Source organism: Streptococcus mitis, assembly GCF_008763935.1.
Taxonomy (GTDB): domain Bacteria; phylum Bacillota; class Bacilli; order Lactobacillales; family Streptococcaceae; genus Streptococcus; species Streptococcus mitis_DB.
In genome coordinates this window covers 456,076-481,664 of record NZ_VTQF01000001.1, presented here as the reverse complement: position 1 = coordinate 481,664, position 25,589 = coordinate 456,076, and the positions used below count along the sequence as shown (strand labels likewise).

Annotated in this window: 26 protein-coding genes; 11 read left to right on the top strand and 15 right to left on the bottom strand. The window is 40.0% G+C overall.

The window, feature by feature from the left end:
* Positions 1-4 precede the first annotated feature (4 nt).
* From coaC to F9B91_RS02285, 4 genes are all read left to right on the top strand, one after another.
* Entirely contained in the window at positions 5-556 is a 552-nt protein-coding gene (gene coaC, locus F9B91_RS02300) for a phosphopantothenoylcysteine decarboxylase (protein ID WP_049544196.1), read from the top strand.
* On the top strand, positions 540-1,103 hold the full coding sequence (locus tag F9B91_RS02295) for an ECF transporter S component (RefSeq protein WP_000747412.1): 564 nt from the start codon (positions 540-542) through the stop codon (positions 1,101-1,103). The genes coaC and F9B91_RS02295 overlap by 17 nt, the downstream gene beginning before the upstream one ends.
* Positions 1,104-1,278: 175 nt before the next feature.
* On the top strand, positions 1,279-1,806 hold the full coding sequence (locus F9B91_RS02290) for an ECF transporter S component (protein ID WP_001097396.1): 528 nt from the start codon (positions 1,279-1,281) through the stop codon (positions 1,804-1,806).
* A gap of 11 nt (positions 1,807-1,817) precedes the next feature.
* Complete coding sequence (locus F9B91_RS02285; protein ID WP_000159185.1) at positions 1,818-2,333, top strand: transcription repressor NadR; 516 nt, start codon at positions 1,818-1,820, stop codon at positions 2,331-2,333.
* On the opposite strand, the gene F9B91_RS02280 is transcribed toward F9B91_RS02285, so the two are convergent.
* The 5 genes from F9B91_RS02280 to F9B91_RS02260 form a co-directional block, all read right to left on the bottom strand.
* A complete protein-coding gene (locus F9B91_RS02280) occupies positions 2,330-2,797 on the bottom strand; it encodes an 8-oxo-dGTP diphosphatase (RefSeq protein WP_150922405.1) in 468 nt (155 codons plus the stop codon). The genes F9B91_RS02285 and F9B91_RS02280 overlap by 4 nt on opposite strands.
* A 72-nt stretch (positions 2,798-2,869) precedes the next feature.
* Positions 2,870-3,358, bottom strand: coding sequence for a GNAT family N-acetyltransferase (locus tag F9B91_RS02275; protein WP_049491712.1), 489 nt, complete (start codon positions 3,356-3,358; stop codon positions 2,870-2,872).
* Positions 3,359-3,372: 14 nt separating this feature from the next.
* Positions 3,373-3,999 (bottom strand): NAD(P)H-dependent oxidoreductase, encoded by a 627-nt coding sequence (locus F9B91_RS02270; protein WP_150922404.1) that lies wholly within the window; start codon positions 3,997-3,999, stop codon positions 3,373-3,375.
* Positions 4,000-4,008: 9 nt separating this feature from the next.
* Positions 4,009-5,997, bottom strand: a complete 1,989-nt coding sequence (gene uvrB / locus F9B91_RS02265; protein ID WP_150922403.1) for an excinuclease ABC subunit UvrB — start codon at positions 5,995-5,997, stop codon at positions 4,009-4,011.
* 76 nt (positions 5,998-6,073) lie between these two features.
* Positions 6,074-7,027 (bottom strand): CPBP family intramembrane glutamic endopeptidase, encoded by a 954-nt coding sequence (locus tag F9B91_RS02260; RefSeq protein ID WP_150922402.1) that lies wholly within the window; start codon positions 7,025-7,027, stop codon positions 6,074-6,076.
* A gap of 173 nt (positions 7,028-7,200) precedes the next feature.
* Between F9B91_RS02260 and F9B91_RS02255 the strand changes: the two genes are divergently transcribed.
* The 3 genes from F9B91_RS02255 (at position 7,201) to zwf (ending at position 11,744) form a co-directional block, all read left to right on the top strand.
* Complete coding sequence (locus F9B91_RS02255; protein WP_150922401.1) at positions 7,201-9,366, top strand: ABC transporter substrate-binding protein/permease; 2,166 nt, start codon at positions 7,201-7,203, stop codon at positions 9,364-9,366.
* The gene (locus F9B91_RS02250; protein ID WP_125411699.1) at positions 9,366-10,106 is read left to right on the top strand and encodes an amino acid ABC transporter ATP-binding protein; all 741 of its coding nucleotides are present in this window, start codon (positions 9,366-9,368) and stop codon (positions 10,104-10,106) included. The genes F9B91_RS02255 and F9B91_RS02250 overlap by 1 nt, the downstream gene beginning before the upstream one ends.
* A gap of 150 nt (positions 10,107-10,256) precedes the next feature.
* Positions 10,257-11,744 (top strand): glucose-6-phosphate dehydrogenase, encoded by a 1,488-nt coding sequence (gene zwf / locus F9B91_RS02245; RefSeq protein WP_150922400.1) that lies wholly within the window; start codon positions 10,257-10,259, stop codon positions 11,742-11,744.
* Positions 11,745-11,789: 45 nt separating this feature from the next.
* Here the strand turns inward: zwf and ftsY are convergent, their stop codons facing one another.
* The 3 genes from ftsY to F9B91_RS02230 are packed head-to-tail and all read right to left on the bottom strand — an operon-like array spanning position 11,790 to position 14,692.
* Positions 11,790-13,079, bottom strand: coding sequence for a signal recognition particle-docking protein FtsY (ftsY, locus tag F9B91_RS02240; RefSeq protein WP_150922399.1), 1,290 nt, complete (start codon positions 13,077-13,079; stop codon positions 11,790-11,792).
* A 3-nt stretch (positions 13,080-13,082) separates the two neighbouring features.
* Positions 13,083-13,901, bottom strand: a complete 819-nt coding sequence (locus F9B91_RS02235; RefSeq protein WP_050208148.1) for a Cof-type HAD-IIB family hydrolase — start codon at positions 13,899-13,901, stop codon at positions 13,083-13,085.
* Positions 13,901-14,692, bottom strand: coding sequence for a Cof-type HAD-IIB family hydrolase (locus F9B91_RS02230; RefSeq protein WP_150922398.1), 792 nt, complete (start codon positions 14,690-14,692; stop codon positions 13,901-13,903). The genes F9B91_RS02235 and F9B91_RS02230 overlap by 1 nt, the downstream gene beginning before the upstream one ends.
* A 230-nt stretch (positions 14,693-14,922) precedes the next feature.
* On the opposite strand from F9B91_RS02230, the gene F9B91_RS02225 reads away from it, so the two are divergent.
* Complete coding sequence (locus F9B91_RS02225) at positions 14,923-15,618, top strand: VIT1/CCC1 transporter family protein (protein WP_150922397.1); 696 nt, start codon at positions 14,923-14,925, stop codon at positions 15,616-15,618.
* A gap of 41 nt (positions 15,619-15,659) precedes the next feature.
* Here the strand turns inward: F9B91_RS02225 and F9B91_RS02220 are convergent, their stop codons facing one another.
* The 6 genes from F9B91_RS02220 to F9B91_RS02195 all read right to left on the bottom strand — a co-directional run bounded on the left by F9B91_RS02220 (position 15,660) and on the right by F9B91_RS02195 (position 22,481).
* On the bottom strand, positions 15,660-17,648 hold the full coding sequence (locus F9B91_RS02220; RefSeq protein WP_150922396.1) for an ABC transporter permease: 1,989 nt from the start codon (positions 17,646-17,648) through the stop codon (positions 15,660-15,662).
* Position 17,649: 1 nt separating this feature from the next.
* Complete coding sequence (locus F9B91_RS02215) at positions 17,650-18,408, bottom strand: ABC transporter ATP-binding protein (protein WP_000173372.1); 759 nt, start codon at positions 18,406-18,408, stop codon at positions 17,650-17,652.
* Positions 18,409-18,780: 372 nt separating this feature from the next.
* The gene (locus F9B91_RS02210; protein ID WP_150922395.1) at positions 18,781-19,053 is read right to left on the bottom strand and encodes a PspC domain-containing protein; all 273 of its coding nucleotides are present in this window, start codon (positions 19,051-19,053) and stop codon (positions 18,781-18,783) included.
* Positions 19,054-19,111: 58 nt separating this feature from the next.
* Positions 19,112-19,561 carry a SprT family protein gene (locus F9B91_RS02205; protein WP_150922394.1) on the bottom strand — a complete coding sequence of 150 codons (450 nt, stop codon included), beginning with the start codon at positions 19,559-19,561 and terminating at the stop codon, positions 19,112-19,114.
* Positions 19,548-21,677, bottom strand: coding sequence for a Tex family protein (locus F9B91_RS02200; RefSeq protein ID WP_150922393.1), 2,130 nt, complete (start codon positions 21,675-21,677; stop codon positions 19,548-19,550). The genes F9B91_RS02205 and F9B91_RS02200 overlap by 14 nt, the downstream gene beginning before the upstream one ends.
* A gap of 423 nt (positions 21,678-22,100) precedes the next feature.
* On the bottom strand, positions 22,101-22,481 hold the full coding sequence (locus tag F9B91_RS02195) for a PBECR2 nuclease fold domain-containing protein (protein WP_150922392.1): 381 nt from the start codon (positions 22,479-22,481) through the stop codon (positions 22,101-22,103).
* Positions 22,482-22,636: 155 nt separating this feature from the next.
* Between F9B91_RS02195 and F9B91_RS11600 the strand changes: the two genes are divergently transcribed.
* The 3 genes from F9B91_RS11600 to F9B91_RS02180 are packed head-to-tail and all read left to right on the top strand — an operon-like array spanning position 22,637 to position 24,486.
* On the top strand, positions 22,637-22,768 hold the full coding sequence (locus tag F9B91_RS11600) for an SPJ_0845 family protein (protein WP_000268685.1): 132 nt from the start codon (positions 22,637-22,639) through the stop codon (positions 22,766-22,768).
* Entirely contained in the window at positions 22,769-23,674 is a 906-nt protein-coding gene (locus F9B91_RS02185; protein ID WP_150922391.1) for a permease, read from the top strand.
* A complete protein-coding gene (locus F9B91_RS02180) occupies positions 23,671-24,486 on the top strand; it encodes a TIGR03943 family putative permease subunit (RefSeq protein WP_150922390.1) in 816 nt (271 codons plus the stop codon). The genes F9B91_RS02185 and F9B91_RS02180 overlap by 4 nt, the downstream gene beginning before the upstream one ends.
* An 83-nt stretch (positions 24,487-24,569) precedes the next feature.
* Here F9B91_RS02180 and F9B91_RS02175 read toward each other — a convergent pair whose 3' ends face one another.
* Positions 24,570-25,496, bottom strand: a complete 927-nt coding sequence (locus F9B91_RS02175; protein ID WP_150922389.1) for a bifunctional riboflavin kinase/FAD synthetase — start codon at positions 25,494-25,496, stop codon at positions 24,570-24,572.
* Positions 25,497-25,589: the final 93 nt, after the last annotated feature.

Here is a 25,589-nt window from a genome sequence, read left to right as displayed (position 1 = left end):
AACTATGTCAAACATTCTCTTGGCTGTAACGGGCTCAATCGCCTCTTACAAGTCGGCAGATTTAGTTAGTTCGCTTAAAAAACAAGGCCATCAAGTCACTGTCTTAATGACCCAGGCTGCTACAGAGTTTATCCAACCTTTGACTCTACAGGTCTTATCACAGAATCCTGTCCACCTGGATGTCATGAAGGAACCCTATCCTGAACAGGTTAATCATATCGAACTTGGAAAAAAGGCGGATGTATTCATCGTGACCCCTGCAACTGCTAACACTATCGCAAAACTAGCCCTTGGCTTTGCGGACAACATGGTGACCAGTACAGCTTTAGCCTTGCCCAGTCATATTCCCAAACTAATAGCTCCTGCTATGAATACAAAAATGTATGACCATCCAGCAACTCAGGCTAATCTGAAAACATTAGAAACCTACGGCTATCAGCTGATTGCTCCTAAGGAATCCCTACTAGCTTGTGGAGACCACGGAAGAGGAGCCTTAGCCGACCTCACAATTATTTTAGAAAGAATAAAGGAAACTCTCGATGAAAAAACGCTCTAATATTGCACCTATTGCTATCTTTTTTGCAACCATGCTCGTGATACACTTTCTGAGCTCACTTATCTTTAACCTTTTTCCATTTCCAATCAAACCGACTATCGTTCATATTCCTGTCATTATTGCCAGCATTATTTACGGTCCACGCGTTGGAGTTACACTTGGATTTTTGATGGGGCTACTTAGCTTAACTGTTAACACGATTACAATTCTACCGACAAGCTACCTCTTCTCTCCATTTGTACCAAACGGAAACATATACTCAGCTATCATTGCTATCGTCCCACGTATTTTGATTGGTTTAACTCCTTATCTAGTCTATAAACTGATGAAAAATAAAACTGGTCTTATTTTAGCTGGTGCCCTTGGTTCACTTACCAACACAGTCTTTGTACTTGGTGGAATTTTCTACCTTTTTGGAAATGTCTTTGATGGTAATATCCAAAAACTCCTAGCAACTGTTATCTCAACAAACTCCATTGCCGAATTAGTCATTTCCGCAGTTCTAACCCTAGCCATTGTTCCAAGACTACAGACTTTGAAAAAATAAAAACAATCTCCACTTTCAAGCTTGAAGGTGGAGATTTTGCTCTATACAGTTTCTTTTTAGTGAAATCTTTACCAACTTTTAACTAAAAAACGACCTATAAACCCAAGTAAATCCTTGCTTTATTGTCTTGTTTATTATACTATACTAGTGTATATACAGTTAAAAGGAGATTCTTATGAATACACGGAAAAAGACACAATTTATGACAATGACTGCCCTCTTAACGGCTATTGCAATTTTAATTCCAATTGTTATGCCTTTCAAGATCGTCATTCCACCTGCTTCTTACACTTTGGGGAGTCACATCGCTATTTTTATTGCCATGTTCTTGTCGCCCTTGATGGCAGTTTTTGTCATCCTAGCCTCTAGTTTTGGATTTTTGATGGCTGGCTATCCCATGGTTATCGTATTTCGAGCTTTTTCCCATATCTTTTTTGGTACTTTGGGGGCTCTTTACCTACAAAAATTCCCAGATACACTAGATAAACCAAAATCTTCCTGGATTTTTAACTTTGTTTTAGCGCTTATCCATGCCCTTGCTGAAGTATTGGCCTGTGTCGTTTTCTACGCAACTTCTGGTACCAATGTAGAAAATATGTTTTATGTTCTATTTGTACTAGTTGGATTTGGCACAATTATACATAGTATGGTAGACTATACATTAGCACTAGCTGTCTATAAAGTGCTTCGAAAACGCCGTTAAAAGGAAAAGCTATGACAAAAGATCGCAAACAAGCTCTGCTCCAACTCTTGAAAGAAGCTCCTAAAGCCCTTAATGGCCAAAGTTTGGCGGAACATTTTCATGTCACACGTCAGGTCATTGTGCAGGACATTGCAATTTTGAGAGCCGATGGCGCTCCTATCCTATCTACTAATCGTGGCTACGTCTATAAGCAAATTGATACCAATCCTTATGTACATAAACTTTTCAAGGTGAAACATGAAGTTGAAGAAATCGGTCAAGAACTCCTTGCTATCGTCGATAATGGAGGGCGTGTCCAGAATACTTTGATTGACCATCCCGTTTATGGAGAAATTGAAACCTTGCTTAAACTGTCTTGCCGCAGAGATGTTCAACATTTTCTAGAACAAGTCGAGCATTCTGATTTTAAACCTTTATCTGAATTGACAGATGGTGTCCATTACCACCTAGTCGAAGCCGAAACACAACAAGACCTCCACTATATCGAGGAGGCCTTGGATCAGCTAGGTTATTTAGTAAAGGATTAGAAAATTTTCTTTTCCCAATCGTCTTCTGTACGGCGAGGGTAGAAAAATTCAGATTTGTCCGATGCTTCCATCATCTCCATCAAAGGTAGCATATCATAGGCCAGATCCAAGTTTGGAATCTGGTCTTTTTGCACCCAAGAAACTTCTCCTTCATCTGAAGAGCGAAGGGTACCAGAGAACTCAGTTGCCTTATAACAAACGACAATATAGCGCCCACCTGTATCTAGTGGCCAATTTTTAATGCCGACAAGTTGAGGATTTTGAATAGTCAACCCTGTTTCTTCATAGATTTCACGAATGACAGACTCTGCGAAAGATTCGCCATTTTCTACATGGCCTCCTGGAAAGGCATAACCAGACCAGCGATTGGTTTCAGGAGAGCGATACTGCATAACCACGCGCTGAGTTTCGGGGTCTTCAATCAGACAAATATTTGTTAAAATCGTTAATTGTGCTCGAGACATAAATTTACTCACTTTCTAATTTATTAAATTTTTAGACTTGGTACCAGTACCATTAGCTTCTACTTTTTAAAATTATTTATAATAGAATACCATTCGTTTTTCCTTTATAGGCTTTCCAAGTTCAAGCATCTTTTCTTGTCCATCAAAAGTAAAGCCCATTTTTTGATAGAAAGCAATGGCGCGCTTATTATCTTTCAATACCCATAAGAAAATTTCAGAAAAATGATCAAGAGCAATCAAAGCTGCTTTTATTAACTTTTGTGCAATACCTTTTCCATAATAGTCTTTTAAAACATATAAGGCAATAATTTCGCCAGCTTGAATCGTCTCATCACGAAAGTTGCCATAACTAATAAAACCAACTACCTTCATGCCATCCATCGCAATCAATGTATTTTCTGGATATTTTTGACTAAAGAATCGACACCTTTCTAATGTCATTGTCTCCTGAAATTCTGCAGGCAAAAGGTCATCATAAGCCTCTCTCCACGTTTGCCAGTGAACAATGGATTTACCTTCTATCTCTTCAGGAGTTTCCATTGATTTGATAATAACCGTCATTTACTTTCTTTTCCTTAATCCAACACCCTGACTTCCTTTGCTACTTTTTGTAGAAATTTTTGTCTTGTTGAACTTGTATTTACTTCACGGCCTAACTCTCCCAAGATTGAAACCCTCTTTGTTTTTATGCCACAGTGATTCAATACAGCATTCTTTAATACTGATATTCCATAACTGTCTGGAATGTTAATCGGACCTGAAAATACTTTGTACCACCAAGTTGGTGCCATAGAAGTTGCATAGATACTAGCTGTTTTTCCTTTTAATAACTTTTTGAACTGTTTACCTCTCAAGTAATTCAAAATAAAGCTTCCTCGATTATTTGCAGAGTATGCAATGCCTGGCGTAAAAACACGATCAATCCACCCTTTCAATAGACTAGGCATACTACTCCACCAAATAGGATAAACAAAAATGAAATGATCTGCCCACTGAATTAATTCTTGAGAGCGTAGAATAAACGGATTGTCCTCCATTCTTTGTCGGTAACCATAACGTAAAACAGGATCAAACTCTTCTGCATTAAGATTAATCATTTCAAGTTCATGTCTATTTGAGTCTATGTTTTCTACAATCGTTTGAAAAATTGCTTGGCAGTAACTTTCTTTATCAGGATGTCCATTGATAACTAAAATATTCATAAAATTCCCCTACCCCAACGCCTTGACTTCCAACATCATATCCCGAATCTGAGCTGCTAGTTCAAAGTCAAGCACTTCAACTGCTTCTTGCATTTGTTTTTCGAGTTTCTTGACTAGTTCTTTGCGCTCTTGTTTGTTGAGGCTATTGATATCGACTTCCTTCTCCTCTTCCTTAGCAACTGCCTTGGTCACAGCAATCAGATCACGGATTTCTTTCTTGATTGTCTGAGGCACAATACCGTGTTCTTCATTATAAGCCATCTGGATTTTCCGACGGCGAGCAGTTTCATCGATAGCACGTTGCATAGACTGAGTAACGGTGTCCGCATACATGATGACATGCCCTTCACTATTACGGGCAGCACGTCCAATGGTCTGGATGAGTCCACGCTCGTTACGAAGGAAACCTTCCTTGTCAGCATCGAGAATAGCTACGAGACTCACTTCAGGAACGTCAATCCCTTCGCGTAGTAGATTGATTCCGACCAAGACATCAAAGACACCCAAGCGCAGGTCACGGATAATCTCCGTCCGCTCCAAGGTCTTAATATCCGAGTGCATGTACTTGACCTTGATGCCCATTTCTTTGAAGTAGTCGGTCAAGTCCTCAGCCATCTTCTTGGTTAAGGTTGTGATAAAGGTTCGTTCGTTCTTTTCAACACGGGCATTAATTTCACCTAAGAGGTCATCAATCTGTCCCATAGTCGGACGAACTTCCACCTCAGGATCCAAAAGACCTGTCGGACGAATGATTTGCTCAATCACTGTCTCGGTCTGTTCATTTTCATAGTCACCAGGTGTCGCTGAAACGTAAACAATCTGATGCACATGGCTTTCAAACTCCTCCCGACGGAGAGGACGATTGTCCAGAGCAGACGGCAAACGGAAACCGTAATTTACTAACATTTCCTTACGAGAACGGTCTCCATTATACATTCCCTTGATTTGCCCCATAGTCATGTGACTCTCGTCAATCATGATTAAGAAATCATCTGGGAAGAAATCGAGAAGCGTATAAGGAGGCTCACCTTCGCTACGTCCATCCATATGGCGTGAGTAGTTTTCAACCCCGTTGGTATAGCCCATCTCGCGCAGCATCTCAATATCATACTCTGTTCGCTGTTTCAAGCGCTGGGCTTCTAGCAATTTACCTTCCTTTTCAAAGATAGCTAACTGCTCCTCCAACTCGGCCTGAATCTTGGCAATGGCAACTTCCATGTGGTCGTCATTGGTCACAAAGTGAGTGGCTGGGAAAATCGCCAAATGATCCACTTCTCCAAACACCTGACCTGTCAGAGCCTCAACCTCACGGATACGGTCAATTTCATCTCCAAAAAATTCTACTCGAAAGGCGTGTTCATCACGGGAAGCTGGGAAAATCTCTACCACATCCCCACGAACGCGAAATCTTCCCCGTTGGAAATCAATATCATTACGTTCAAACTGGATATCAACCAAGTCGTTCAAGAGTTTATCACGAGAAATTTCAAGACCTGGACGGAGACTAACGACACTATCAGCGTATTCCTTGGGCGAACCCAAACCATAGATACAAGAGACTGAAGCCACGACAATAACATCATTGCGTTCCAAAAGGGCTGAAGTCGCTGAGTGTCGGAGCTTATCAATCTCGTCATTGACAGAACTATCCTTCTCAATATAGGTATCACTAGAAGGAACATAGGCCTCTGGTTGGTAATAATCATAGTAGGATACGAAGTACTCAACAGCATTTTCAGGGAAAAATTCCTTAAACTCCCCATAGAGCTGTCCTGCTAGAGTTTTATTGTGGGCAATGACCAGAGTTGGTTTATTGACTTTGGAAATAACCTGACTCATGGTATAGGTCTTCCCTGTTCCGGTCGCCCCCATCAGAATCTGAGCTTTTTCTCCCCCCTCGATATTATCTACCAACTGCTCGATAGCTTGGGGTTGATCTCCTGATGGTTCATATTTTGATACTAGTTTAAATTGATTGTCTGTAATGCGATTAATCATAAGAATCCTCTCTCGATGTGCTATTCCTATTTTAGCATACTTGTAGCATTTTCACGAAGAAAAGGACGAACCGAAGTCACATCCTTTCATTTTCTTTCTTTAATTGATAAGCGAGATAGATAATCAGCAGTAACAAGACTAGACTTGTCATGATAGAGCCTTCTATGCCAAAAGAACCACCTGATAGCCATCCTTGATTGCCTTGTGGTAAAAAGGTCATCAGAGACGTTCCTGATGGTTGACCACTAACTAAAATCCCAAAGAGATTTCCCTGAGCAAAATTCCAGGCTCCATGAATACCTGCAACACCCCAAACTGTATCAGTTTTGAGAAGGTAAAGAGCCATGGCAACTCCGAATAAGAAGAGATTCATTAGAGATAGAGGTGTTAGACCAGAATTGCCCATATGAAGCAGGGTAAAGAACAGGCTAGATATAAGAACAGCAAGTTTTAGATTGGTTCTTGAGGCCAATTGAGGAAGGAGCCAAGCACGGGATACCACTTCTTCTGTTGTCCCCTGTAAAATCCAAAATGGGATAGTAAAGACGACAAAGGTAAGAGAATAAGGATTTAAGTGAATAGACTCAAAACGATATTGCCCTAATGCTACTAAACCTAACAAGGTCAGAAGAAAAAGTGCCAGACCTAGCCCAAATCCTTTCAGAAGATTGCTGAGGAAATTCTCTCTATAAAATCCCAAGGTTCGAATAGGTCTTTTCTCAACTTTTCTAGTCCATCTGAACACAGTATTGAGAACGAATCCAAAGGCCAGCAATTCTAAAATTAAACGAAAGTCACTTGTTTTATCCGTCAAGCTCTGTTGCAAGGTCTGCAAGTAGGTTGCAAGATTTTGGCCAGCCTCTCCAAAATTTCTAGCAAGTCCGATGAGAGCTAACAAGCTAATACCATACAAAGTATAAGCCACAAACTCTCCTATAAAGACAAAAACAAAGGCTAACAAGGGGCTTGTGTAAATGTTTAATCTCATTTGAGAAGCTTGAAAGTCTTTAAAAATTCTTTTGTTCTTCATATCTCCGTTCTCTTTTCTTCTATTATATACTATTATTATAGCACTTTGTGGTAGCAGTTCAAGAAAGAAATAAAGGGCTTTTATGTTATATCTTCTAACATAAAAGCCCCTAGATTTGCATTTTTTAGTTTTTTCTGATATAATGGAAAAATATTCGGAAAAGGAGACTAAAAATGAAGAAAAAATTTCTAGCATTTTTGCTAATTTTATTCCCAATTTTCTCATTAGGTATTGCTAAGGCAGAAACAATTAAGATTGTGTCTGATACCGCCTATGCACCTTTTGAGTTTAAAGATTCAGATCAAACTTATAAAGGAATTGATGTTGACATTATTAACAAAGTCGCTGAGATTAAAGGATGGAACATTCAGATGTCCTATCCTGGATTTGACGCAGCGGTGAATGCAGTTCAAGCTGGTCAAGCTGACGCTATTATGGCAGGAATGACAAAAACTGCAGAACGTGAAAAAGTTTTCACAATGTCTGATACTTACTATGATACAAAAGTTGTCATTGCAACTACAAAGTCACACAAGATTAGTCAGTATGACCAATTAAAAGGTAAAACTGTTGGTGTTAAAAATGGAACTGCCGCTCAACGTTTCCTTGAAAGTATTAAGGACAAATACGGCTTTGCTATTAAAACATTTGACACTGGTGATTTGATGAACAACAGCTTGAGTGCTGGTGCCATTGATGCCATGATGGATGACAAACCTGTTATCGAGTATGCTATTAACCAAGGTCAAGACCTCCATATTGAAATGGATGGTGAAGCTGTAGGAAGTTTTGCTTTCGGTGTTAAAAAAGGAAGCAAATACGAGCACCTAGTCACTGAATTTAACCAAGCCTTGGCTGAAATGAAAAAAGATGGTAGCCTTGATAAAATCATCAAGAAATGGACTGCTTCATCTTCTTCAGCAGTGCCAACTACATCTACTCTAGCAGGATTAAAAGCCATTCCTGTTAAAGCTAAATACATCATTGCCAGTGATTCTTCTTTTGCACCTTTTGTGTTCCAAAACTCAAGCAACCAATTTACTGGAATTGATATGGACTTGATTAAGGCAATCGCTAAAGACCAAGGTTTTGAAATTGAAATTACCAATCCTGGTTTCGATGCAGCTATCAGTGCTGTCCAAGCTGGTCAAGCTGATGGTATCATTGCCGGTATGTCTGTCACAGATGCTCGTAAGGCAACTTTTGACTTTTCAGAATCCTACTACACTGCCAATACTATCCTTGGTGTCAAAGAATCAAGTACCATTGCTTCTTATGAAGATTTAAAAGGAAAGACAGTCGGTGTTAAAAACGGAACTGCTTCTCAAACCTTCCTAACAGAAAATCAAGGCAAATACGGTTACAAAATCAAAACCTTCGCTGATGGTTCTTCAATGTATGACAGTTTAAACACTGGTGCCATTGATGCCGTTATGGATGATGAGCCTGTCCTCAAATATTCTATTAGCCAAGGGCAAAAATTGAAAACTCCAATCGCTGGAACTCCAATCGGTGAAACAGCCTTTGCTGTTAAAAAAGGAGCAAATCCAGAATTGATTGAAATGTTCAATAACGGACTTGCAAACCTTAAAGCAAACGGAGAATTCCAAAAGATTCTTGATAAATACCTAGCTAGCGAATCTTCATCTGCTTCAACAAACACTGTTGACGAAACAACTATCTGGGGCTTACTTCAAAATAACTACAAACAACTCCTTAGCGGGCTTGGTATCACTCTTGCTCTAGCTCTTATCTCATTTGCTATTGCCATTGTTATCGGAATTATCTTTGGTATGTTTAGCGTTAGCCCCTACAAATCTCTTCGCGTCATCTCTGAGATTTTCGTTGACGTTATCCGTGGTATTCCTTTGATGATTCTTGCAGCCTTCATCTTCTGGGGAATTCCAAACTTCATCGAGTCTATTACAGGCCAACAAAGCCCAATTAACGACTTTGTAGCTGGTACCATTGCCCTATCGCTCAATGCAGCCGCTTATATCGCTGAAATCGTTCGTGGTGGTATTCAGGCCGTTCCAGTTGGTCAAATGGAAGCCAGCCGAAGCTTGGGGATCTCTTATGGAAAAACCATGCGTAAGATTATCTTGCCACAAGCAACTAAATTGATGTTGCCAAACTTTGTTAACCAATTCGTTATTGCTCTTAAAGATACAACTATCGTATCTGCTATCGGTTTGGTGGAACTCTTCCAAACTGGTAAGATTATAATCGCCCGTAACTACCAAAGTTTCAAGATGTATGCAATCCTTGCTATCTTCTATCTTGTAATTATCACACTTTTGACTAGACTAGCGAAACGCTTAGAAAAGAGGATTCGTTAATGGCAAAATTAAAAATTGATGTAAATGATTTACATAAGTATTATGGAAAAAATGAAGTTCTAAAAGGAATTACAACTAAGTTCTATGAAGGAGATGTTGTTTGTATCATCGGTCCTTCAGGCTCTGGTAAGTCAACTTTCCTCCGTAGCCTTAATCTTTTAGAAGAAGTTACTAGCGGTCACATCACTGTGAACGGTTATGACTTAACTGAAAAAACAACCAACGTTGACCACGTCCGTGAAAATATCGGAATGGTGTTCCAACACTTCAACCTCTTCCCTCATATGTCTGTATTGGACAATATCACCTTTGCTCCAATTGAGCACAAGTTGATGACTAAGGAAGAAGCTGAGAAATTGGGAATGGAGTTGCTTGACAAGGTTGGGCTAGCAGATAAAGCTAATGCTAACCCAGATAGCCTATCAGGTGGTCAAAAACAGCGTGTGGCCATCGCTCGTGGACTAGCAATGAATCCAGACATCATGCTCTTTGATGAACCAACTTCTGCCCTTGACCCTGAGATGGTCGGAGACGTACTAAATGTTATGAAGGAATTGGCTGAACAAGGTATGACCATGATTATCGTAACCCATGAGATGGGATTTGCTCGTCAGGTTGCTAACCGCGTTATCTTTACTGCAGATGGCGAGTTCCTTGAAGACGGAACACCTGATCAAATCTTTGATAACCCACAACACCCACGTCTGAAAGATTTCTTGGACAAGGTCTTAAACGTCTAAACTCAAACTGTAAGGATTTCCTTGCAGTTTTTTTCTATCTCGTATTGGATTTTTTGATTTTTAGGAAAATTATGTTAGAATTAAGTTTATGAAATGAGGTTTCCTCATACCTAGCAAGACTAGGAATAAAAATAGAAATTAGGTAGCTAGATGTCATCTAAGGTTATTGTTACAATTTTCGGTGCGAGTGGAGACCTGGCTAAACGCAAGCTCTACCCTTCCCTTTTTAGACTATATAAATCCGGCAATCTTTCCGAGCACTTTGCCGTTATTGGAACTGCCCGTCGTCCTTGGAGCAAGGAATATTTTGAATCTGTTGTAGTCGAATCTATCCTTGATTTAGCAGATAGTACTGAACAGGCTCAGGAGTTTGCTAGTCACTTCTACTATCAAAGTCATGATGTCAATGATACAGAGCACTACATTGCTTTACGTCAATTGCAGGCTGAACTAAATGACAAGTACCAAGCTGAACACAACAAGCTCTTCTTCTTGTCTATGGCACCTCAGTTCTTTGGAACTATTGCTAAACACCTTAAGTCTGAAAACATTGTAGACGGTAAAGGTTTTGAACGTTTAATCGTTGAAAAACCATTTGGTACAGATTACGCAAGCGCAAGCAAGTTGAATGACGAACTCCTAGCAACATTTGACGAAGAACAAATTTTCCGTATCGACCATTATCTTGGTAAGGAAATGATCCAAAGCATCTTTGCAGTTCGCTTTGCAAACCTGATCTTTGAAAATGTTTGGAACAAGGACTTTATCGACAATGTTCAAATTACCTTTGCAGAGCGCTTGGGTGTAGAAGAACGTGGTGGCTACTATGATGAATCTGGTGCCCTCCGTGACATGGTACAAAACCACACACTACAACTTCTTTCTCTCCTTGCTATGGACAAGCCAGCAAGCTTCACAAAAGACGAGATTCGTGCTGAGAAGATTAGGGTCTTTAAAAACCTCTATCATCCAACTGATGAAGAACTTAAAGAACACTTTATCCGTGGTCAATACCGATCTGGTAAGATTGATGGCATGAAATACATCTCTTATCGTAGCGAGCCAAATGTAAATCCAGAATCAACAACTGAAACCTTTGCATCTGGTGCCTTCTTTGTAGACAGCGATCGATTCCGTGGTGTTCCTTTCTTCTTCCGTACTGGTAAACGTCTGACTGAGAAAGGAACTCATGTCAACATCGTCTTTAAACAAATGGATTCTATCTTTGGAGAACCACTTGCTCCAAACATTTTGACCATCTATATCCAACCAACAGAAGGCTTCTCTCTTAGCCTAAATGGGAAGCAAGTAGGAGAAGAATTCAACTTGGCTCCTAACTCACTTGATTACCGTACAGATGCGACCGCAACTGGTGCCTCTCCGGAACCATACGAGAAATTGATTTATGATGTCTTAAATAACAACTCAACTAACTTTAGCCACTGGGATGAAGTTGGTGCGTCATGGAAATTGATTGACCGTATCGAAGAACTCTGGGCTGAAAATGGTGCCCCACTTCATGACTATAAAGCTGGAAGCATGGGACCTCAAGCTAGCTTTGACTTACTTGAAAAATTCGGTGCCAAATGGACTTGGCAACCAGATATCGCCTACCGTCAAGATGGTCGTTTAGAATAAAAAAATTTCCTGCAAGTTTGTAGCTTGCAGGATTTTTGCTTCTAATTAGATTAAGCCTTCCAAGAGACCCTTCATAAAGTTTTCTGAGTTAAATTCTCCAATATCATCGATTTTTTCACCAAAACCAATCAATTTTACAGGAATATTAAGTTCTTCTCGGATAGCTAGAACAACACCACCTCGAGCAGTTCCATCAATCTTGGTCAAGACTATTCCTGTCAAAGGGGTAATTTTCGAAAATTCTTTGGCCTGCACAAGAGCGTTTTGACCTGTTGATGCATCAAGTGCTAAGAAGGTTTCATGCGGTGCTTCTGGCACAACACGTTTGATGATACGACCAATCTTTTCCAACTCAGCCATAAGGTTGTCCTTGTTTTGTAGACGACCTGCAGTATCAATCATGAGAATATCGATATCTTCAGCCACAGCACGTTCCATGCCATCAAAGACCACACTGGCTGGGTCAGCTTTCTCAGGTCCAGTCACTACTGGAACATCTACTCGTCGACCCCATTCAGCTAGCTGGGCTACCGCCCCTGCACGGAAGGTATCTGCCGCAACAAGCATGACCTTCTTACCAGCTTGTTTGTAGCGGTTGGCTAGTTTCCCGATAGAAGTTGTTTTCCCGACACCATTAACTCCAACAAAGAGCATAACTGTCAAACCATCTTGGAAATGGATTTGTTCATCGTAGTTGCCATCCTTTTCATAGAGTTCAACCAATTTCTCGATAATGACACTGCGAAGTACATCAGGCTTCTTAGCGTTTTCGAGTTTAGCTTCATAGCGAAGCTCTTCTGTTAAGTTAGAAGCGACTTGAACACCAACGTCACTCATAATCAGCAGTTCTTCCAGTTCCTCGAAGAATTCTTCGTCAACAGAGCGGAAATTAGCAAAGAAAGCATTTAAACGAGCACCAAATCCTGTACGAGTTTTCTTAAGACTGCGGTCATATTTTTCCTGAACAGTTTCTTCTGATTGAAGCCTTTCTGGTTCAAACACTTTAGAACTATTTTCTTCTACAGTTCCTTCGTACTCAAGCTTCTCTTCATCTGGGACTTCTTCTGAGTTTGGTAATTCTTCTATTTCTTCTTGAGGAACTTTTACAACTGGCTCTAAATTGTTATTTTCTTCAACTGTCTCTTGATTTTCGTCTTCTTTAAACACAGCTTCTTCAGAACTTTCAACTTCTGCTTCTTCATGAGGAAGTTCCTCAGCTTCTGTTAAGGCTGGCTCAACATCTTCAGACAAATCAAGATTTTCCAGAGCTTCTTTTACAACTTCTTCGATTTTAGGTTCTTCTTTTTTTCCGAATAGACGGTCAAATAATCCCATATCTTAGTTCTCCTTTAGCACATATTCTTCGATAGCCCAGGCGACAGCCTCTTCATCGTTGGTCATTGGTGTCACTACATTTGCGACTGCCTTGACTTCAGGAACAGCATTTTGCATGGCAACACCGAGCCCTGCCCATTCAATCATAGAAAGGTCATTGGCCTCGTCACCACAAGCCATGACTTGGCTTTGGTCGATTCCAAGATGACTGATTAGTTTAGCCAATCCTGTTGCTTTATGAACATTCTTTGGTGACCACTCTAGCAACATTTCACGTGATTTAAAGATTTCATATTGGTCAAACAATTCTGGAGAAATCTTTTGAATGGCTGCATCCAAGGGTTCTTGAGCAAAGGCAGTCACGCATTTATTATAGGTCATTTGACTAGACAAGTCTTCAAAGTCCACTGGAACAAAGGTCAATGCTGGATTGAATTTAGCATAAAGACTTTCTTGGTCCGATTGGATTTGATAAACTGTTCCTTCTGAGATGGCATCAAGAGGTAGTGATAATTTCTCTGTTTCTTCATACAAACGTGCCACATCATCATATGAAAAGACTGTCTTATCAAGGATTTCACCTGTATTTTTCTGAACTAAACCACCATTAAAGGTAATCGTATACTCATCTTCCTGACCGTCAGTCCCTAGCTCATGGAGAAAGAAATCCATAGCTTTTAAGGGACGACCAGTTGTCAATACGACCTTAATACCACGATCACGCGCAGCTTTCAAGGTTGCCTTGGTACGATCCGTCAGCCTTTTATCAGTAGTCAGCAAGGTCCCATCCAAGTCCAATGCAATCAATTTTATATCTACCATTATAAGCCCTCCATATAAGCGATAACCGACTGGTCCTTATGGTGACCAATCATAGTCTCTGCTAATTCTAAAATCTCTGGTCGTGCATTTTCAGGAGCCACAGGATGTCCCACAACCTGCATCATATGCAAGTCATTTAGATTGTCTCCAAAAGCCATAACCTGATCCATTGTGATACCAAGTTTTTTAGCTAATTCAACAATGGCCACACCCTTATCGACATAGTCCAGAACAATATCAATAGATTCAAAGCCAGTTGTCATGGCCTTAACACCATGGACATTTTCATTAACCCAAGCTTCCCCAGCTTCTAGCGTTTCTTCTGTGAAGTTGGTTGTAAATTTAAAAATGTCATCTGTGATATCTTCCAAACTCGCTACTCTTTGGATATTTTCATTATAGTGCTGGCTCACTTTCAAATAGGTCTCATCAACCGTATCTAGAACATAAGCTCCCTTTTTTCCCGTCAAGAGCAGTTTATTGATATCTACATAAGGTGAAGTTTTCAGCATTTCAAAAGTTGATAAATAAAACTCACGAGACATAGTCGCTTCATACAAGTCCTGACCTTGATATTCTACCAAACTGCCATTTTCCGCAATGAAAATAATGTCATCACGAACATCAGCAAATAATTTTTCTAGAGACAGAAATCCGCGCCCTGAAGCTACCGCAAAGTAAATCCCTTTTTCCTTATAGGAAGCTAAGAGAGACTTGAGACGATCCATATCAAAACGCCCATTCCCATCTAGGAAAGTTCCGTCCATATCCGTTGCTACTAGTTTAATCATAAAATCTTTCTTACTCCGATTAGTAAATCTACCTCCTATTATACCATAGATAAGTAGAAAAAGGACTAGTCTATCAGCTTTGCTTCTCTTTTATCCCTCTCTACTAGCTAGTGCTGTTTCTAACTTTTAAAAAAGCTCGTAAAATTAAAATCGTGCAACTTTTTTCAGACACTTTTAAAAGATTGATTTCCCTATATTTTTCCTTTATACTGGATAAAAAGGAGAATAGTATGTCAGAAATAAATCACGAAATTGATTCAAATTTTGCAGGTCGTTTAAATATCCTACGAGCGGGTGTTCTTGGTGCCAATGATGGAATTATTTCCATTGCTGGTGTGGTTATCGGGGTTGCCAGTGCTACCAGCAATATCTGGATTATCTTTTTATCAGGATTTGCGGCGATTTTAGCAGGTGCCTTTTCAATGGCTGGTGGAGAATATGTATCCGTTTCAACTCAAAAAGATACCGAGGAAGCAGCCGTTGTGCGTGAGCAAGTCTTGCTAGACCAAGATATGGAGCTAGCTAAAAAGTCTCTCTACGCTGCCTATATTCAAAATGGCGAGTGTGAAACATCAGCCCAACTTCTCACCAACAAGGCCTTTCTTAAAAATCCGCTCAAGGCTTTGGTAGAGGAAAAATATGGGATTGAGTATGAAGAGTTTACCAATCCTTGGCATGCTGCTATCTCTAGCTTTATTTCTTTTTTCCTTGGTAGCTTACCACCCATGCTTTCAATTACCATTTTCCCAAGTGAATATCGCATCCCTGCTACTGTCCTTATTGTCGGTGTGGCCCTTCTTCTCACTGGTTACACTAGTGCCAAACTTGGAAAAGCCCCAACCAAAACAGCTATGATTCGTAACTTAGCTATTGGCCTCTTGACCATGGGCGTTACCTTTCTGCTAGGACAACTTTTCAGCATTTAGAACAAAAAAACACCTCGATTTTGAAGTCGAGGTATCTTTTTTTACATTTGGACAATCTTGCGATAACTTCTTGAAGTAATCATGAAAATCAGCACATAGGCGATGAGGAAGATAGCGCAGATAGACAAGGTCACAATCAACATCATATTCGTATCTATTACACCAATCACTTTTAAAATCAGACTAAGCATATGGTAGGCAAAGGCTAGATGTATGAAGGCAAAAAGCAAAGGAAGGAAGAAAACAGTTAAAACCTGTTTGTTAATGGTTTGCTTGATTTGCTTTTGATCTAAACCAACTTTCTGCAAGATAATAAAGCGTTCACGGTCTTCGTAGCCTTCAGAAATTTGTTTGTAGTAGATGACCAGAACGGTTCCGACCATAAAAATAATGGATAGGAAAATACCGATAAAGAAGACACCACCAAAGAGGGCACTCATCTGAGAACTAGCATCTGATAGATTACTACCGTACACATAGCTACCTTCCGTGTTTAATTGAGCATTAAACTGATCGAGGTATTTATCATACTCGTCAGCGACCTTGAGTTGTTCTTCTTCGCTGGCATTTACATTCATGCCACCGTAAAACTGATTATAGATAGCCGAATCTGGGAATTGATCCAAAAAGGCTTGTAAATCAGGTACAACAAGGTAATTGTAATCAGCAGTCAAAATATTAAACTGATTTGGGACATGGTTGACAATAAAATCTTTATTAAATTCTTCTTTTACAGAAAATTGATGATTATTCAGAATTAGAGTTTTTTGTTCTTTAACTCCCTCGTTCTTTGCAAAGAGTCCAACCTCATTTCCTGATAGAGACAGTTTTTGACCAGTCATAGTTTCATAATCTTTTTGGTCAAATACCATGAAAACTGTTGTGGGTTGGACACGATTTTGTCCTTTTTCAAAAAGGGTTAACTTATTTCCTTCTTGGTTCGCAACACCGAAGTAAGTGTAACGAAGCACTTCTTTCTCTTTAATCTTATAACCTTTGTCACTTGCAAACTGGCTCAAGAGTTTGTCCAAGTCTTCTTTTTCAACATTTTGTCCTGAAACTCCAAAATCATGAGGATTTAGAACTTTTTTAAAGCTTTCTGCGGAATTGAAAATGCTTGTCGCTGCTGACATGGTTACCAAAACCATTGTTGACAAGATAGCGATTGTTGCTAGTCCAACCGCATTTTTCTTCATACGGAAAATCAAGTTGGACACTGAGATAAGATTATTTGGTTGGTAATAGTACTTCTTGTTTTTCTTTAAGATTTGAAGGAAAACGGTAATTCCTGCATTAAACAAGAGATAGGTCCCAAAGATAACCAGCAAAACAGCTATGAAGAAGGTTGCTAAGGCTGTAAGAGGATCTTTTACAGTAAGGGCAAGATAGTAGCCAATCCCTAAACTTATGGAACCAAGAATAGTTTGTAGAGGTAGGAAACGACCTTTTTTCTCACCACTAGCTTTTTCACGAGAAAGCTGGAGTGCATTCATACGGGCGATTCGAAGGGCATTCAGGAACATGAGGCCTAGGAAAATCAATCCAAAGACAACAAGTACTGCAATGACAACTTTCATCTGGAAGGTAGCGACTAGTTCTACCTTTAATTTCATCAGTTTGAGCAAGAAGGCGAAAATCAACTTGTCAAACAAGGCTCCAATACCGATACCTGCTCCAACAGTTAGAATTCCAAAAAGCACCAACTCCTTAAAGGTCATACTGATCAGATGTCGCTTCTCCAAGCCCAACATGCCATAAATTCCCAGTTCCTTGGAACGGTTCTTCATAACAAAACTATTGGCATAGAGGACGATAATGGCTGACGCAAGGGTGACGACAAACATACCAAATCCTAGAGTAGCTTGAATCGTTTCACCTCCACGGATTTCCGCAATCTTGGGATTAAAGGTTAAGGAATAAAAGAGATAGGTGACGGTGACTGCCAAGAGAACAGCCAGCGCAAAAGGATAATAGAGTTTGCGGTTTTTAATCAAGTTCGATACCGCTAACTTATTGGTTAATCGAAACATACTAATTCACCTCGCTTGCCATGACAGTCAAGGTATCAGAGATTTCTTGGAACATCTGACGCTCTGTCTTCTCTCCACGGTAGATTTGGTTGTAAAGAATGCCGTCTTTGATAAAGAGTACACGTTTAGCTCTGCTAGCTGCTGCTGTGGAGTGGGTTACCATGAGAATAGTTTGGCCGCGCTCATTGATTTCATCAAAAACATCAAGTAAGGCTGCAGATGACTTGGAATCAAGGGCTCCTGTTGGCTCATCCGCAAGGAGAATTTCAGGTTCTGTGATGATGGCGCGTGCTACTGCTACACGCTGTTTCTGACCACCAGAAATCTCGTAAGGGTACTTCTCTTGCAATTGATTGATACCTAGATTCTCAGCAGTCACCACCAATTTTTTCATCATCTCCGTAATGGGTCTTCTTGACAAGACAAGGGGAAGCAAGATATTGTCCTTAACAGATAGGGTATCTAACAAGTTAAAGTCTTGGAAGACGAAGCCCAGCTTTTCACGACGGAAGCTAGAAGCCTGTGAATTTTTAATGGTTGCGGTGTCAGTTCCGTTCAGGTAAACTTGTCCACGAGTTGGTTTATCCAGCATAGCTAGGATATTGAGAAGAGTTGATTTACCAGAACCAGACTCACCCATGATGGCAACGTAGTCACCCTTTTCCACGGTAAAGTGAATATCCTTGAGGGCCTCTACTTGGTTGCCCTGAAAACGAGTTTTATAAATTTTTTGAACGTGCTTTACATCTAAAAGTGTCATGAGAATCTCCTTTCTTAATATCCCATCAAATGAAATGTTGCTTGCATCATAGCGCATCCCAGCTGAACGCGCTCGATATCTTTGTGGCTTGGTTTTCTTGTTTTCTTATGTAAGTTTTGTTTCATGATGTTACTCCTTTATTCTTTATGAGTCTAGTTTACATCAAAAAAAGACCGCTTGCCATAACCTAACCTTACAAAAAGGACTTTAATCTTACATTTTTGTAAGATTGGGGGAAATGTAGACATTTTATTAAAAATATTTTACCATAAAAAGAAAGTAAGAAGAAAACCCTTGCGGATACAAGGGTTCAAAAATTTTAAAATAGATTAGTCGAATTCATAGACTAACAGTAAAATAACTGTTTCTACCTCACCAAAACCAGCCTTCATTGTCGTCAATTGCTTGTGCTTCTTTGCGTTTTCGTGGGCCTGTTCCGTACATTTCTGCTTCGATTTCTTCTTTGGTTGGCATGATAGAAGCTAGGATGATATAGATAATCACACCAAGTCCAAAGTTTGCGACTGTAAAAATGGCAAACAAGAAACGAACAAGGTTAACATCAAAGTTCCATTTGTCTGCTAGACCTGCCAGAACTCCTGAAATCATGCGATTTCGTCTCATTTTATAAAATTTACTGTTCATGGTATTACCTCTTTCTACTAGGTTAGACTTAGTATATCATGGGTAGGCTCGGCTTTCATCAGTCCTCAGGCTGATTTATCAGTAGCAATTTACCTCGACAAAGTCCACAGCGATAGCGTTTGGTATCAATCCTCCGCTTGCGCTGATAAGTTTGCTGGCAGGATTGGCAACGATAGAGCTTGATTGGCTTGGAGTTGCTATTGGGCAAGGTTGGCACAAAGCGTAACCCATCCACCGCTTTCAACAGTTCCTTAAAATCCCGATCTTTATGTTGATAGCCCTTCCCTTGAAAATAGAGGTGATAATGACATAGTTCATGTCGGACAATTTTCCTAAAAACGTCTAAACCAAGTTCCTGATAAACCTTAGGATTAAAATCCAAATGCCCATCTTTTGGGAAAAATCGCCCACCTGTCGAACGTAGACGCCTATTCCACTGGGCATGATGGATAAAAGGTCTGCCGAAGTCTTTTAGTGAAACCTGTTTAACGTAATCAGTCAGTTTCATTTGGAGATAGGAGCGACAGATTGACTTTTTCACGTTCAGTATCAATTTTCTTGACCCAAACGGTCACCAAATCACCAACGGATACCACTTGGCTAGGATGTTTGATAAATTTGCGACTCATATGGGAAATATGAATCAAGCCGTCCTCGTGAATCCCGATATCAACGAAGGCACCGAAGTCAACGACATTACGCACAACACCTTCTAGCTTCTGGCCTACCACTAGGTCTTTGATATCTAGGACATCTTGGCGAAGCACAGGTGCATCAAAAGAATCACGGAAATCTCGACCGGGTTTGAGAAGATCTGCAATGATATCTTTAAGGGTTTCTGGACCAAGGTCTAGCTCTTGCGCCATTTCCTTGACTGAAAGGGACTTGAGTTTGCCTTGGGCTTCTTCGTTTAGTTCTTTAATATCTAAACGTTTGAAGAGTTCCTTAACAGCACTGTAATTTTCTGGGTGAACTCCTGTATTATCAAGGATATTGCTACTTTCAGGGATACGGAGGAAACCAGCTGCCTGTTCAAAAGCCTTGGCACCCAGACGCGGAACCTTCTTAATTTGAGCTCGTGAAGTGATTTTTCCTTCTTCTTCACGGTATTTGACGATATTTTCAGAAATAGTTTTATTGAGTCCAGCTACGTGTGAAAGAAGAGCAGGACTGGCTGTATTGACATTGACACCGACTTGGTTTACCACTGTATCGACAACAAAGTCCAGACTCTCAGATAGTTTCTTCTGACTGACATCGTGCTGGTACTGACCGACACCGATTGACTTAGGATCGATTTTAACCAACTCTGCAAGAGGATCTTGCAAACGACGGGCGATAGAGATGGCTGAGCGTTTTTCAACAGTCAAGTCTGGAAACTCCTGACGGGCAAGTTCGCTGGCAGAATAGACCGAAGCACCACTTTCATTGACGATAACATAGCTGACTTCAGGAAAATCTTTAAGAACTTCCGCCACAAAGGCTTCACTTTCACGACTAGCAGTCCCGTTTCCGATGGCAATAATTTCTACACTGTATTGACCAATCAAGTCTGCCAAATCTTTCTTGGCTTCTTCGATTTGACGAGCAGAGGCTGGTTTGACAGGATAAATAACGTGAGTTGTCAGCATTTTCCCTGTTGCATCCACGACAGCTAGCTTGGCACCTGTACGAAAGGCAGGGTCAAATCCAAGAACCACGCGCCCTTTCAGCGGAGCAACCAAGAGAAGATTGCGCAGGTTGTCAGAAAAGAGTTGAATAGCTCCTTCTTCTGCTTTCTCAGTTAATTCTGTCCGAATACGACGCTCAATAGCAGGCAAAACTTTTTTCTTAACTGACTGTTGAACAACTTCATCAATATAGGCATTTTTCACCTTGAAACGAGCAGCAAAGAAAGCTAGAATGCGGTCTGTCGCATGTTCAAAACCGACTTTCAAGACACCTAGCTTCTCCCCACGATTGAGGGCTAAAGTACGATAGCCTTGCATATTTCCAACTGTCTCAGAAAAATCATAGTAAATCTGAAAAACCTGCTTTTCATCAAGACTTTCATCCTTGACTTGAGAAGTGAGTTTAGAGTGTCTCAGAACTTCCTGATAAGTCATGGAACGCAAGGTCACATCTTCCGATAAGGCTTCGACCAAGATATCAACTGCACCAGCCAAGGCCTCCTTACCAGTCGCAAATCCTTCACAGACAAACTTTTCAGCCTCTTTTTCTAAATCAGCTACATTCTGCAAAATCAGGCGAGCAAGTGGGAAGAGTCCAGCTTCACGGGCAATGGTTGCCTTGGTACGACGCTTTTCCTTATAAGGAAGATAGAGTTCTTCAACGTCTGCTAATTTTTCGGCAGCTAAGATAGCTTCTTCCAAATCCTTGGTCAACTTACCTTGTTCTTGAATCTTAGCTAAAACAGCTTCCTTACGGTCGTTGAGGTTTGTCAGACTTTTATCCAAGTCAATAATAGCCTTAATTGCCACCTCGTCCAGACTACCAGTCATGTCCTTGCGATAACGCGCGATAAAGGGAATAGTCGCCCCTTCAGCTGTCAAACTTAGAACAGTATCGATTTGCTTTAACGTCACTCCCAAATCCTGAGAGATTTTTTCATATTTTTTATCCATGAATCTATTATACCACAAGCTAAACGTTTCAAATTAGCTCTTACAATTTTAAAACATATGTTGGGAAATAAATTTACTTCATTTCAATATTCTATTCATTGAGAAGGTTTCAATTTAATTCTAATAGTTTACAAAAGGATCAGTGATTAATTGCACTGTTTTTATTTTTTACAAAACGCTTTATAAAGCTATTTGTTGAAGTTAGCGAATTAATTTTCAGAGCAAATAAAAAACCGCAAGCCTGAGCCTGCGGTGGGGATAATCTTTTTTGAAATTTTTAAACAAAAAAGGAGCATTTAAGCTCCCTCCTTTGAAATAACGGACACTTGGCTGGTCGGTGTACCCAGCATCTCAGATACCTTCTTCAAGGTGCGGCAGGAACCTTTCTGCCCTCAAATGTCTTTCGTTAATGTTATTCTAGCACTATCTACTTTTTTTGTCAAGCTTTCTCAATCTACCAGACTTAATACGACTTTGTAACTTGAAATCTTGTAAGCGATACATGGTCGGAACATAAAAGAAATCGCCACTTTTATGTAACTTGATGGCAACAAGAACATTATCATCAAATCTTTTAACATATTCAAAACTAGCATCTTTCTCTCGTGGATTGACTCCAACGAAATCTGGATTACTTAGTATAAGTTCCAGATTTTCGATATGATGAATCACATCATTATGATGCCGTTTCAACATATGACTTCTTAAACCTTCTTTGTTAACTTTGATATCACTAGCTTCAAGAACAATATTAAAAATTTCTTTTACTTCGTCAGTAACCTGACCGATATTTTTATGTTCCATCATTTCCTCCGTTATTCCAAAATTATTATATCACAATCATAGTGTATATTAGGATATATCACGCTCTATTATTCGTTAGATACTCAATTTTAACTTTTCCCTTTTCCTCAAAATAATAGTATAATAGAGGTAGAATTTAGAATCGAGGTACACCTATGGCTGTAAAATTTACAAAACGAGACGACTTGGACAAGATGTTTGAAGAGTTTGCTAAACTCCCTGATTTGAAACAAGTCACTTTCCCTGATGACAAAGAGAAAAAAGCCAAAGCAGAAAAGAAAAACTAGATGACTGCTTTCCAACAACTCCCATCTAGTGTGCTTCAGACTGGGGCTATCTTTCTCTCTATAATCATTGAAGCCCTACCCTTCGTTCTGATAGGAAGTATTGTTTCAGGGCTGATTGAGGTTTATATCACACCTGAAAAGGTTTATCATTTTCTCCCTCGAAATCGTTGGGGGAGAATCTTTTTTGGCACCTTTGTCGGGATACTTTTTCCCTCTTGTGAATGTGGAATCGTCCCCATTATCAATCGTTTTCTGGAAAAGAAGGTTCCCAGTTACACGGCCGTTCCCTTTCTTGTGACAGCACCTGTCATCAATCCCATTGTTCTCTTTGCAACCTATTCTGCCTTTGGCAACTCCTTCCATGTCGCTCTGTTACGAGCTCTAGGTTCCGTTGTAGTAGCTGTGATACTTGGGATTTTTCTGGGATTTTTCTGGCAAGAACCGATTCAAAAAGAAAATCGTTTGGCCTGTCATGTGCATGATTTTTCTCACTTGAGTCCTGCAAAAAAATTTTTTCAGATCTTCGTGCAAGCCATTGATGAGTTTTTTGATACGGGGCGTTATTTAGTATTTGGCTGTCTCTTTGCCTCTGTTATACAGGTCTACGTTCCGACTCGGATTCTGACCTCTATAAGTGCAACCCCTCTTTTTGCTATCCTGCTCTTGATGCTTTTGGCCTTTCTTCTCTCTCTCTGCAGTGAGGCGGATGCCTTTATCGGTGCTTCTCTACTCTCGAGTTTTGGTTTAGCACCAGTTCTGGCCTTTCTCGTGATTGGTCCAATGCTGGATATCAAAAATATTCTCATGATGAAAAATTACTTGAAAGCACGATTTATCAGTCACTTCATAACAATTGTGACTCTTGTCGTCTTAGTGTATTCTCTCTTGATTGGAGTCATCCTATGATTCGATTTTTAGTTTTAGCTGGCTATTTTGAACTGACCATTTATCTCCATCTGTCGGGCAAATTAAACCAGTACATCAACATGCACTATTCCTATCTGGCCTATATTTCCATGGTGCTTTCCTTTATCTTGGCTATTGTTCAATTGTATATCTGGATGAAGCAAGTCAAAACCCACAGTCATTTGAACAGCCGATTGGCAAAGGTAACGAGTATTGCTCTTCTGGCCATTCCAATTGTAGTCGGCTTAACTTTTCCAACTGTTAGCTTGGATTCTCAGACCGTCTCTGCCAAAGGCTATCACTTCCCCTTATCAGAAGGCACGGATCAAGCCATTCAGACAAGTGAAGGAACGACAAGCCAATATTTGAAACCAGATACCAGTTCTTATTTTTCAAAATCAGCTTATGAAAAGGAAATGCGAACTGCGGCGGATAAATATTTGTCCCAAGATAGTATTCAGATCACTAATGAAAACTATATGGAAGTCATGGAGGCTATCTATGACTATCCAGATGAGTTTGAGGGTAAGACAGTCCAGTTCACAGGCTTTGTCTATAATGACCCCAGTCATGCCAATAGCCAATTTCTGTTCCGCTTCGGCATTATTCACTGTATAGCAGACTCCGGTGTGTATGGATTGCTGACCAAGGGAAATATCCGTCAGTATGAGAATAACACCTGGATAACAGCCAAAGGAAAACTGGTCAATCACTACCATAAAGAACTCAAACAAAACCTCCCAACCTTGGAAATCGACAGCTTTACCAAAGTCGATAAACCAGAGAATCCCTATGTGTATCGCGTGTTTTAAAAAAGTAGCCTGGAAAGGGCTACTTTTTCTATTTAGAAATAAGAATCTAAAGTATGGATAATTTTATATAAAACTCCGATTTCCTACTCAGCATCCTTCCAATTCCGAGCAATTTCTTCATCTTTCTGGAGTTGATCTACCAGTTCTTCAACAGAGTCAAATTTGACCATTTCACGAACACGGTCTAGCCAGTAGACAATAACTGTTTCACCGTAAATATCATCTGAAAAATCAAAAATATTGACTTCAAAACGTGGCTCTTCTCCATCGAAAGTAACATTTTTCCCGACACTCGCCATTCCACGATATCTTTTACGCTGCACTTCGATATCGACTACGTAAACACCATCTGCTGGCATATAGGTTCGATCTCTTAAAACTAAGTTTGCTGTTGGGTAACCGATAGTCCGTCCACGAGCATTGCCATGAACAACCATTCCACGTGACGGTAGAGGAGTGCCAAGTAAATGACCAGCTTCCCTGACATCTCCATCAAGAATAGCTTGACGAATACGAGTAGAACTAATTTTCCCCTTTTCATCCTCAACAGGAGGAACAATGATGATTTCTCCATCAAAATAGTCCTTCAAATCATCCGCAGTTTTCTTATCAGAACCAAACGTGTAATCAAATCCCGCTACAATAATCGCTGGTTTTAATGCTCTAACATAGGTATCAAAGAACTCTTGACCCGTTAAACTAGCAAATTTACTACTAAAGTCAAGTAAGAAAAGAGCCTCTACTCCATGCCATTTCATCTTATGTTCTCGTTCTTCATGGCTAACAATATGAAGCATTAATTCTGGCTTGTAAGGTTGCAAAGCAAGCTTAGGTGACTCTGTAAAGGTCATCACGACAACTGGTAGATATTCTTTCATCGAAGCCTTGCTAGCTACTTCAAAAAGCTTCTGATGTCCTTTATGAATACCGTCAAAATAGCCTAATACAAGAACTGTTTTATCCGGTACTGCGATGTCTTTTTCATTTTTTATAGGTACTGTTGTAATCATGAAACTATTATATCATAGAGAAAGCCTTTTCGCTAAAAGGAAAGCCCAAATGTCGTTTTTTGCCCCTGAACTGACCTTAAAAAATTATTCAAG

Excerpts from the sequence above, each read along its gene's own strand:
- coaC (WP_049544196.1), top strand. The coding sequence starts at position 5 with ATGTCAAACATTCTCTTGGCTGTAACGGGCTCAATCGCCTCTTACAAG.
- F9B91_RS02295 (WP_000747412.1), top strand. The coding sequence starts at position 540 with ATGAAAAAACGCTCTAATATTGCACCTATTGCTATCTTTTTTGCAACC.
- F9B91_RS02290 (WP_001097396.1), top strand. The coding sequence starts at position 1,279 with ATGAATACACGGAAAAAGACACAATTTATGACAATGACTGCCCTCTTA.
- F9B91_RS02285 (WP_000159185.1), top strand. The coding sequence starts at position 1,818 with ATGACAAAAGATCGCAAACAAGCTCTGCTCCAACTCTTGAAAGAAGCT.
- F9B91_RS02280 (WP_150922405.1), bottom strand. The coding sequence starts at position 2,797 with ATGTCTCGAGCACAATTAACGATTTTAACAAATATTTGTCTGATTGAA.
- F9B91_RS02275 (WP_049491712.1), bottom strand. The coding sequence starts at position 3,358 with ATGACGGTTATTATCAAATCAATGGAAACTCCTGAAGAGATAGAAGGT.
- F9B91_RS02270 (WP_150922404.1), bottom strand. The coding sequence starts at position 3,999 with ATGAATATTTTAGTTATCAATGGACATCCTGATAAAGAAAGTTACTGC.
- uvrB (WP_150922403.1), bottom strand. The coding sequence starts at position 5,997 with ATGATTAATCGCATTACAGACAATCAATTTAAACTAGTATCAAAATAT.
- F9B91_RS02260 (WP_150922402.1), bottom strand. The coding sequence starts at position 7,027 with ATGAAGAACAAAAGAATTTTTAAAGACTTTCAAGCTTCTCAAATGAGA.
- F9B91_RS02255 (WP_150922401.1), top strand. The coding sequence starts at position 7,201 with ATGAAGAAAAAATTTCTAGCATTTTTGCTAATTTTATTCCCAATTTTC.
- F9B91_RS02250 (WP_125411699.1), top strand. The coding sequence starts at position 9,366 with ATGGCAAAATTAAAAATTGATGTAAATGATTTACATAAGTATTATGGA.
- zwf (WP_150922400.1), top strand. The coding sequence starts at position 10,257 with ATGTCATCTAAGGTTATTGTTACAATTTTCGGTGCGAGTGGAGACCTG.
- ftsY (WP_150922399.1), bottom strand. The coding sequence starts at position 13,079 with ATGGGATTATTTGACCGTCTATTCGGAAAAAAAGAAGAACCTAAAATC.
- F9B91_RS02235 (WP_050208148.1), bottom strand. The coding sequence starts at position 13,901 with ATGGTAGATATAAAATTGATTGCATTGGACTTGGATGGGACCTTGCTG.
- F9B91_RS02230 (WP_150922398.1), bottom strand. The coding sequence starts at position 14,692 with ATGATTAAACTAGTAGCAACGGATATGGACGGAACTTTCCTAGATGGG.
- F9B91_RS02225 (WP_150922397.1), top strand. The coding sequence starts at position 14,923 with ATGTCAGAAATAAATCACGAAATTGATTCAAATTTTGCAGGTCGTTTA.
- F9B91_RS02220 (WP_150922396.1), bottom strand. The coding sequence starts at position 17,648 with ATGTTTCGATTAACCAATAAGTTAGCGGTATCGAACTTGATTAAAAAC.
- F9B91_RS02215 (WP_000173372.1), bottom strand. The coding sequence starts at position 18,408 with ATGACACTTTTAGATGTAAAGCACGTTCAAAAAATTTATAAAACTCGT.
- F9B91_RS02210 (WP_150922395.1), bottom strand. The coding sequence starts at position 19,053 with ATGAACAGTAAATTTTATAAAATGAGACGAAATCGCATGATTTCAGGA.
- F9B91_RS02205 (WP_150922394.1), bottom strand. The coding sequence starts at position 19,561 with ATGAAACTGACTGATTACGTTAAACAGGTTTCACTAAAAGACTTCGGC.
- F9B91_RS02200 (WP_150922393.1), bottom strand. The coding sequence starts at position 21,677 with ATGGATAAAAAATATGAAAAAATCTCTCAGGATTTGGGAGTGACGTTA.
- F9B91_RS02195 (WP_150922392.1), bottom strand. The coding sequence starts at position 22,481 with ATGGAACATAAAAATATCGGTCAGGTTACTGACGAAGTAAAAGAAATT.
- F9B91_RS11600 (WP_000268685.1), top strand. The coding sequence starts at position 22,637 with ATGGCTGTAAAATTTACAAAACGAGACGACTTGGACAAGATGTTTGAA.
- F9B91_RS02185 (WP_150922391.1), top strand. The coding sequence starts at position 22,769 with ATGACTGCTTTCCAACAACTCCCATCTAGTGTGCTTCAGACTGGGGCT.
- F9B91_RS02180 (WP_150922390.1), top strand. The coding sequence starts at position 23,671 with ATGATTCGATTTTTAGTTTTAGCTGGCTATTTTGAACTGACCATTTAT.
- F9B91_RS02175 (WP_150922389.1), bottom strand. The coding sequence starts at position 25,496 with ATGATTACAACAGTACCTATAAAAAATGAAAAAGACATCGCAGTACCG.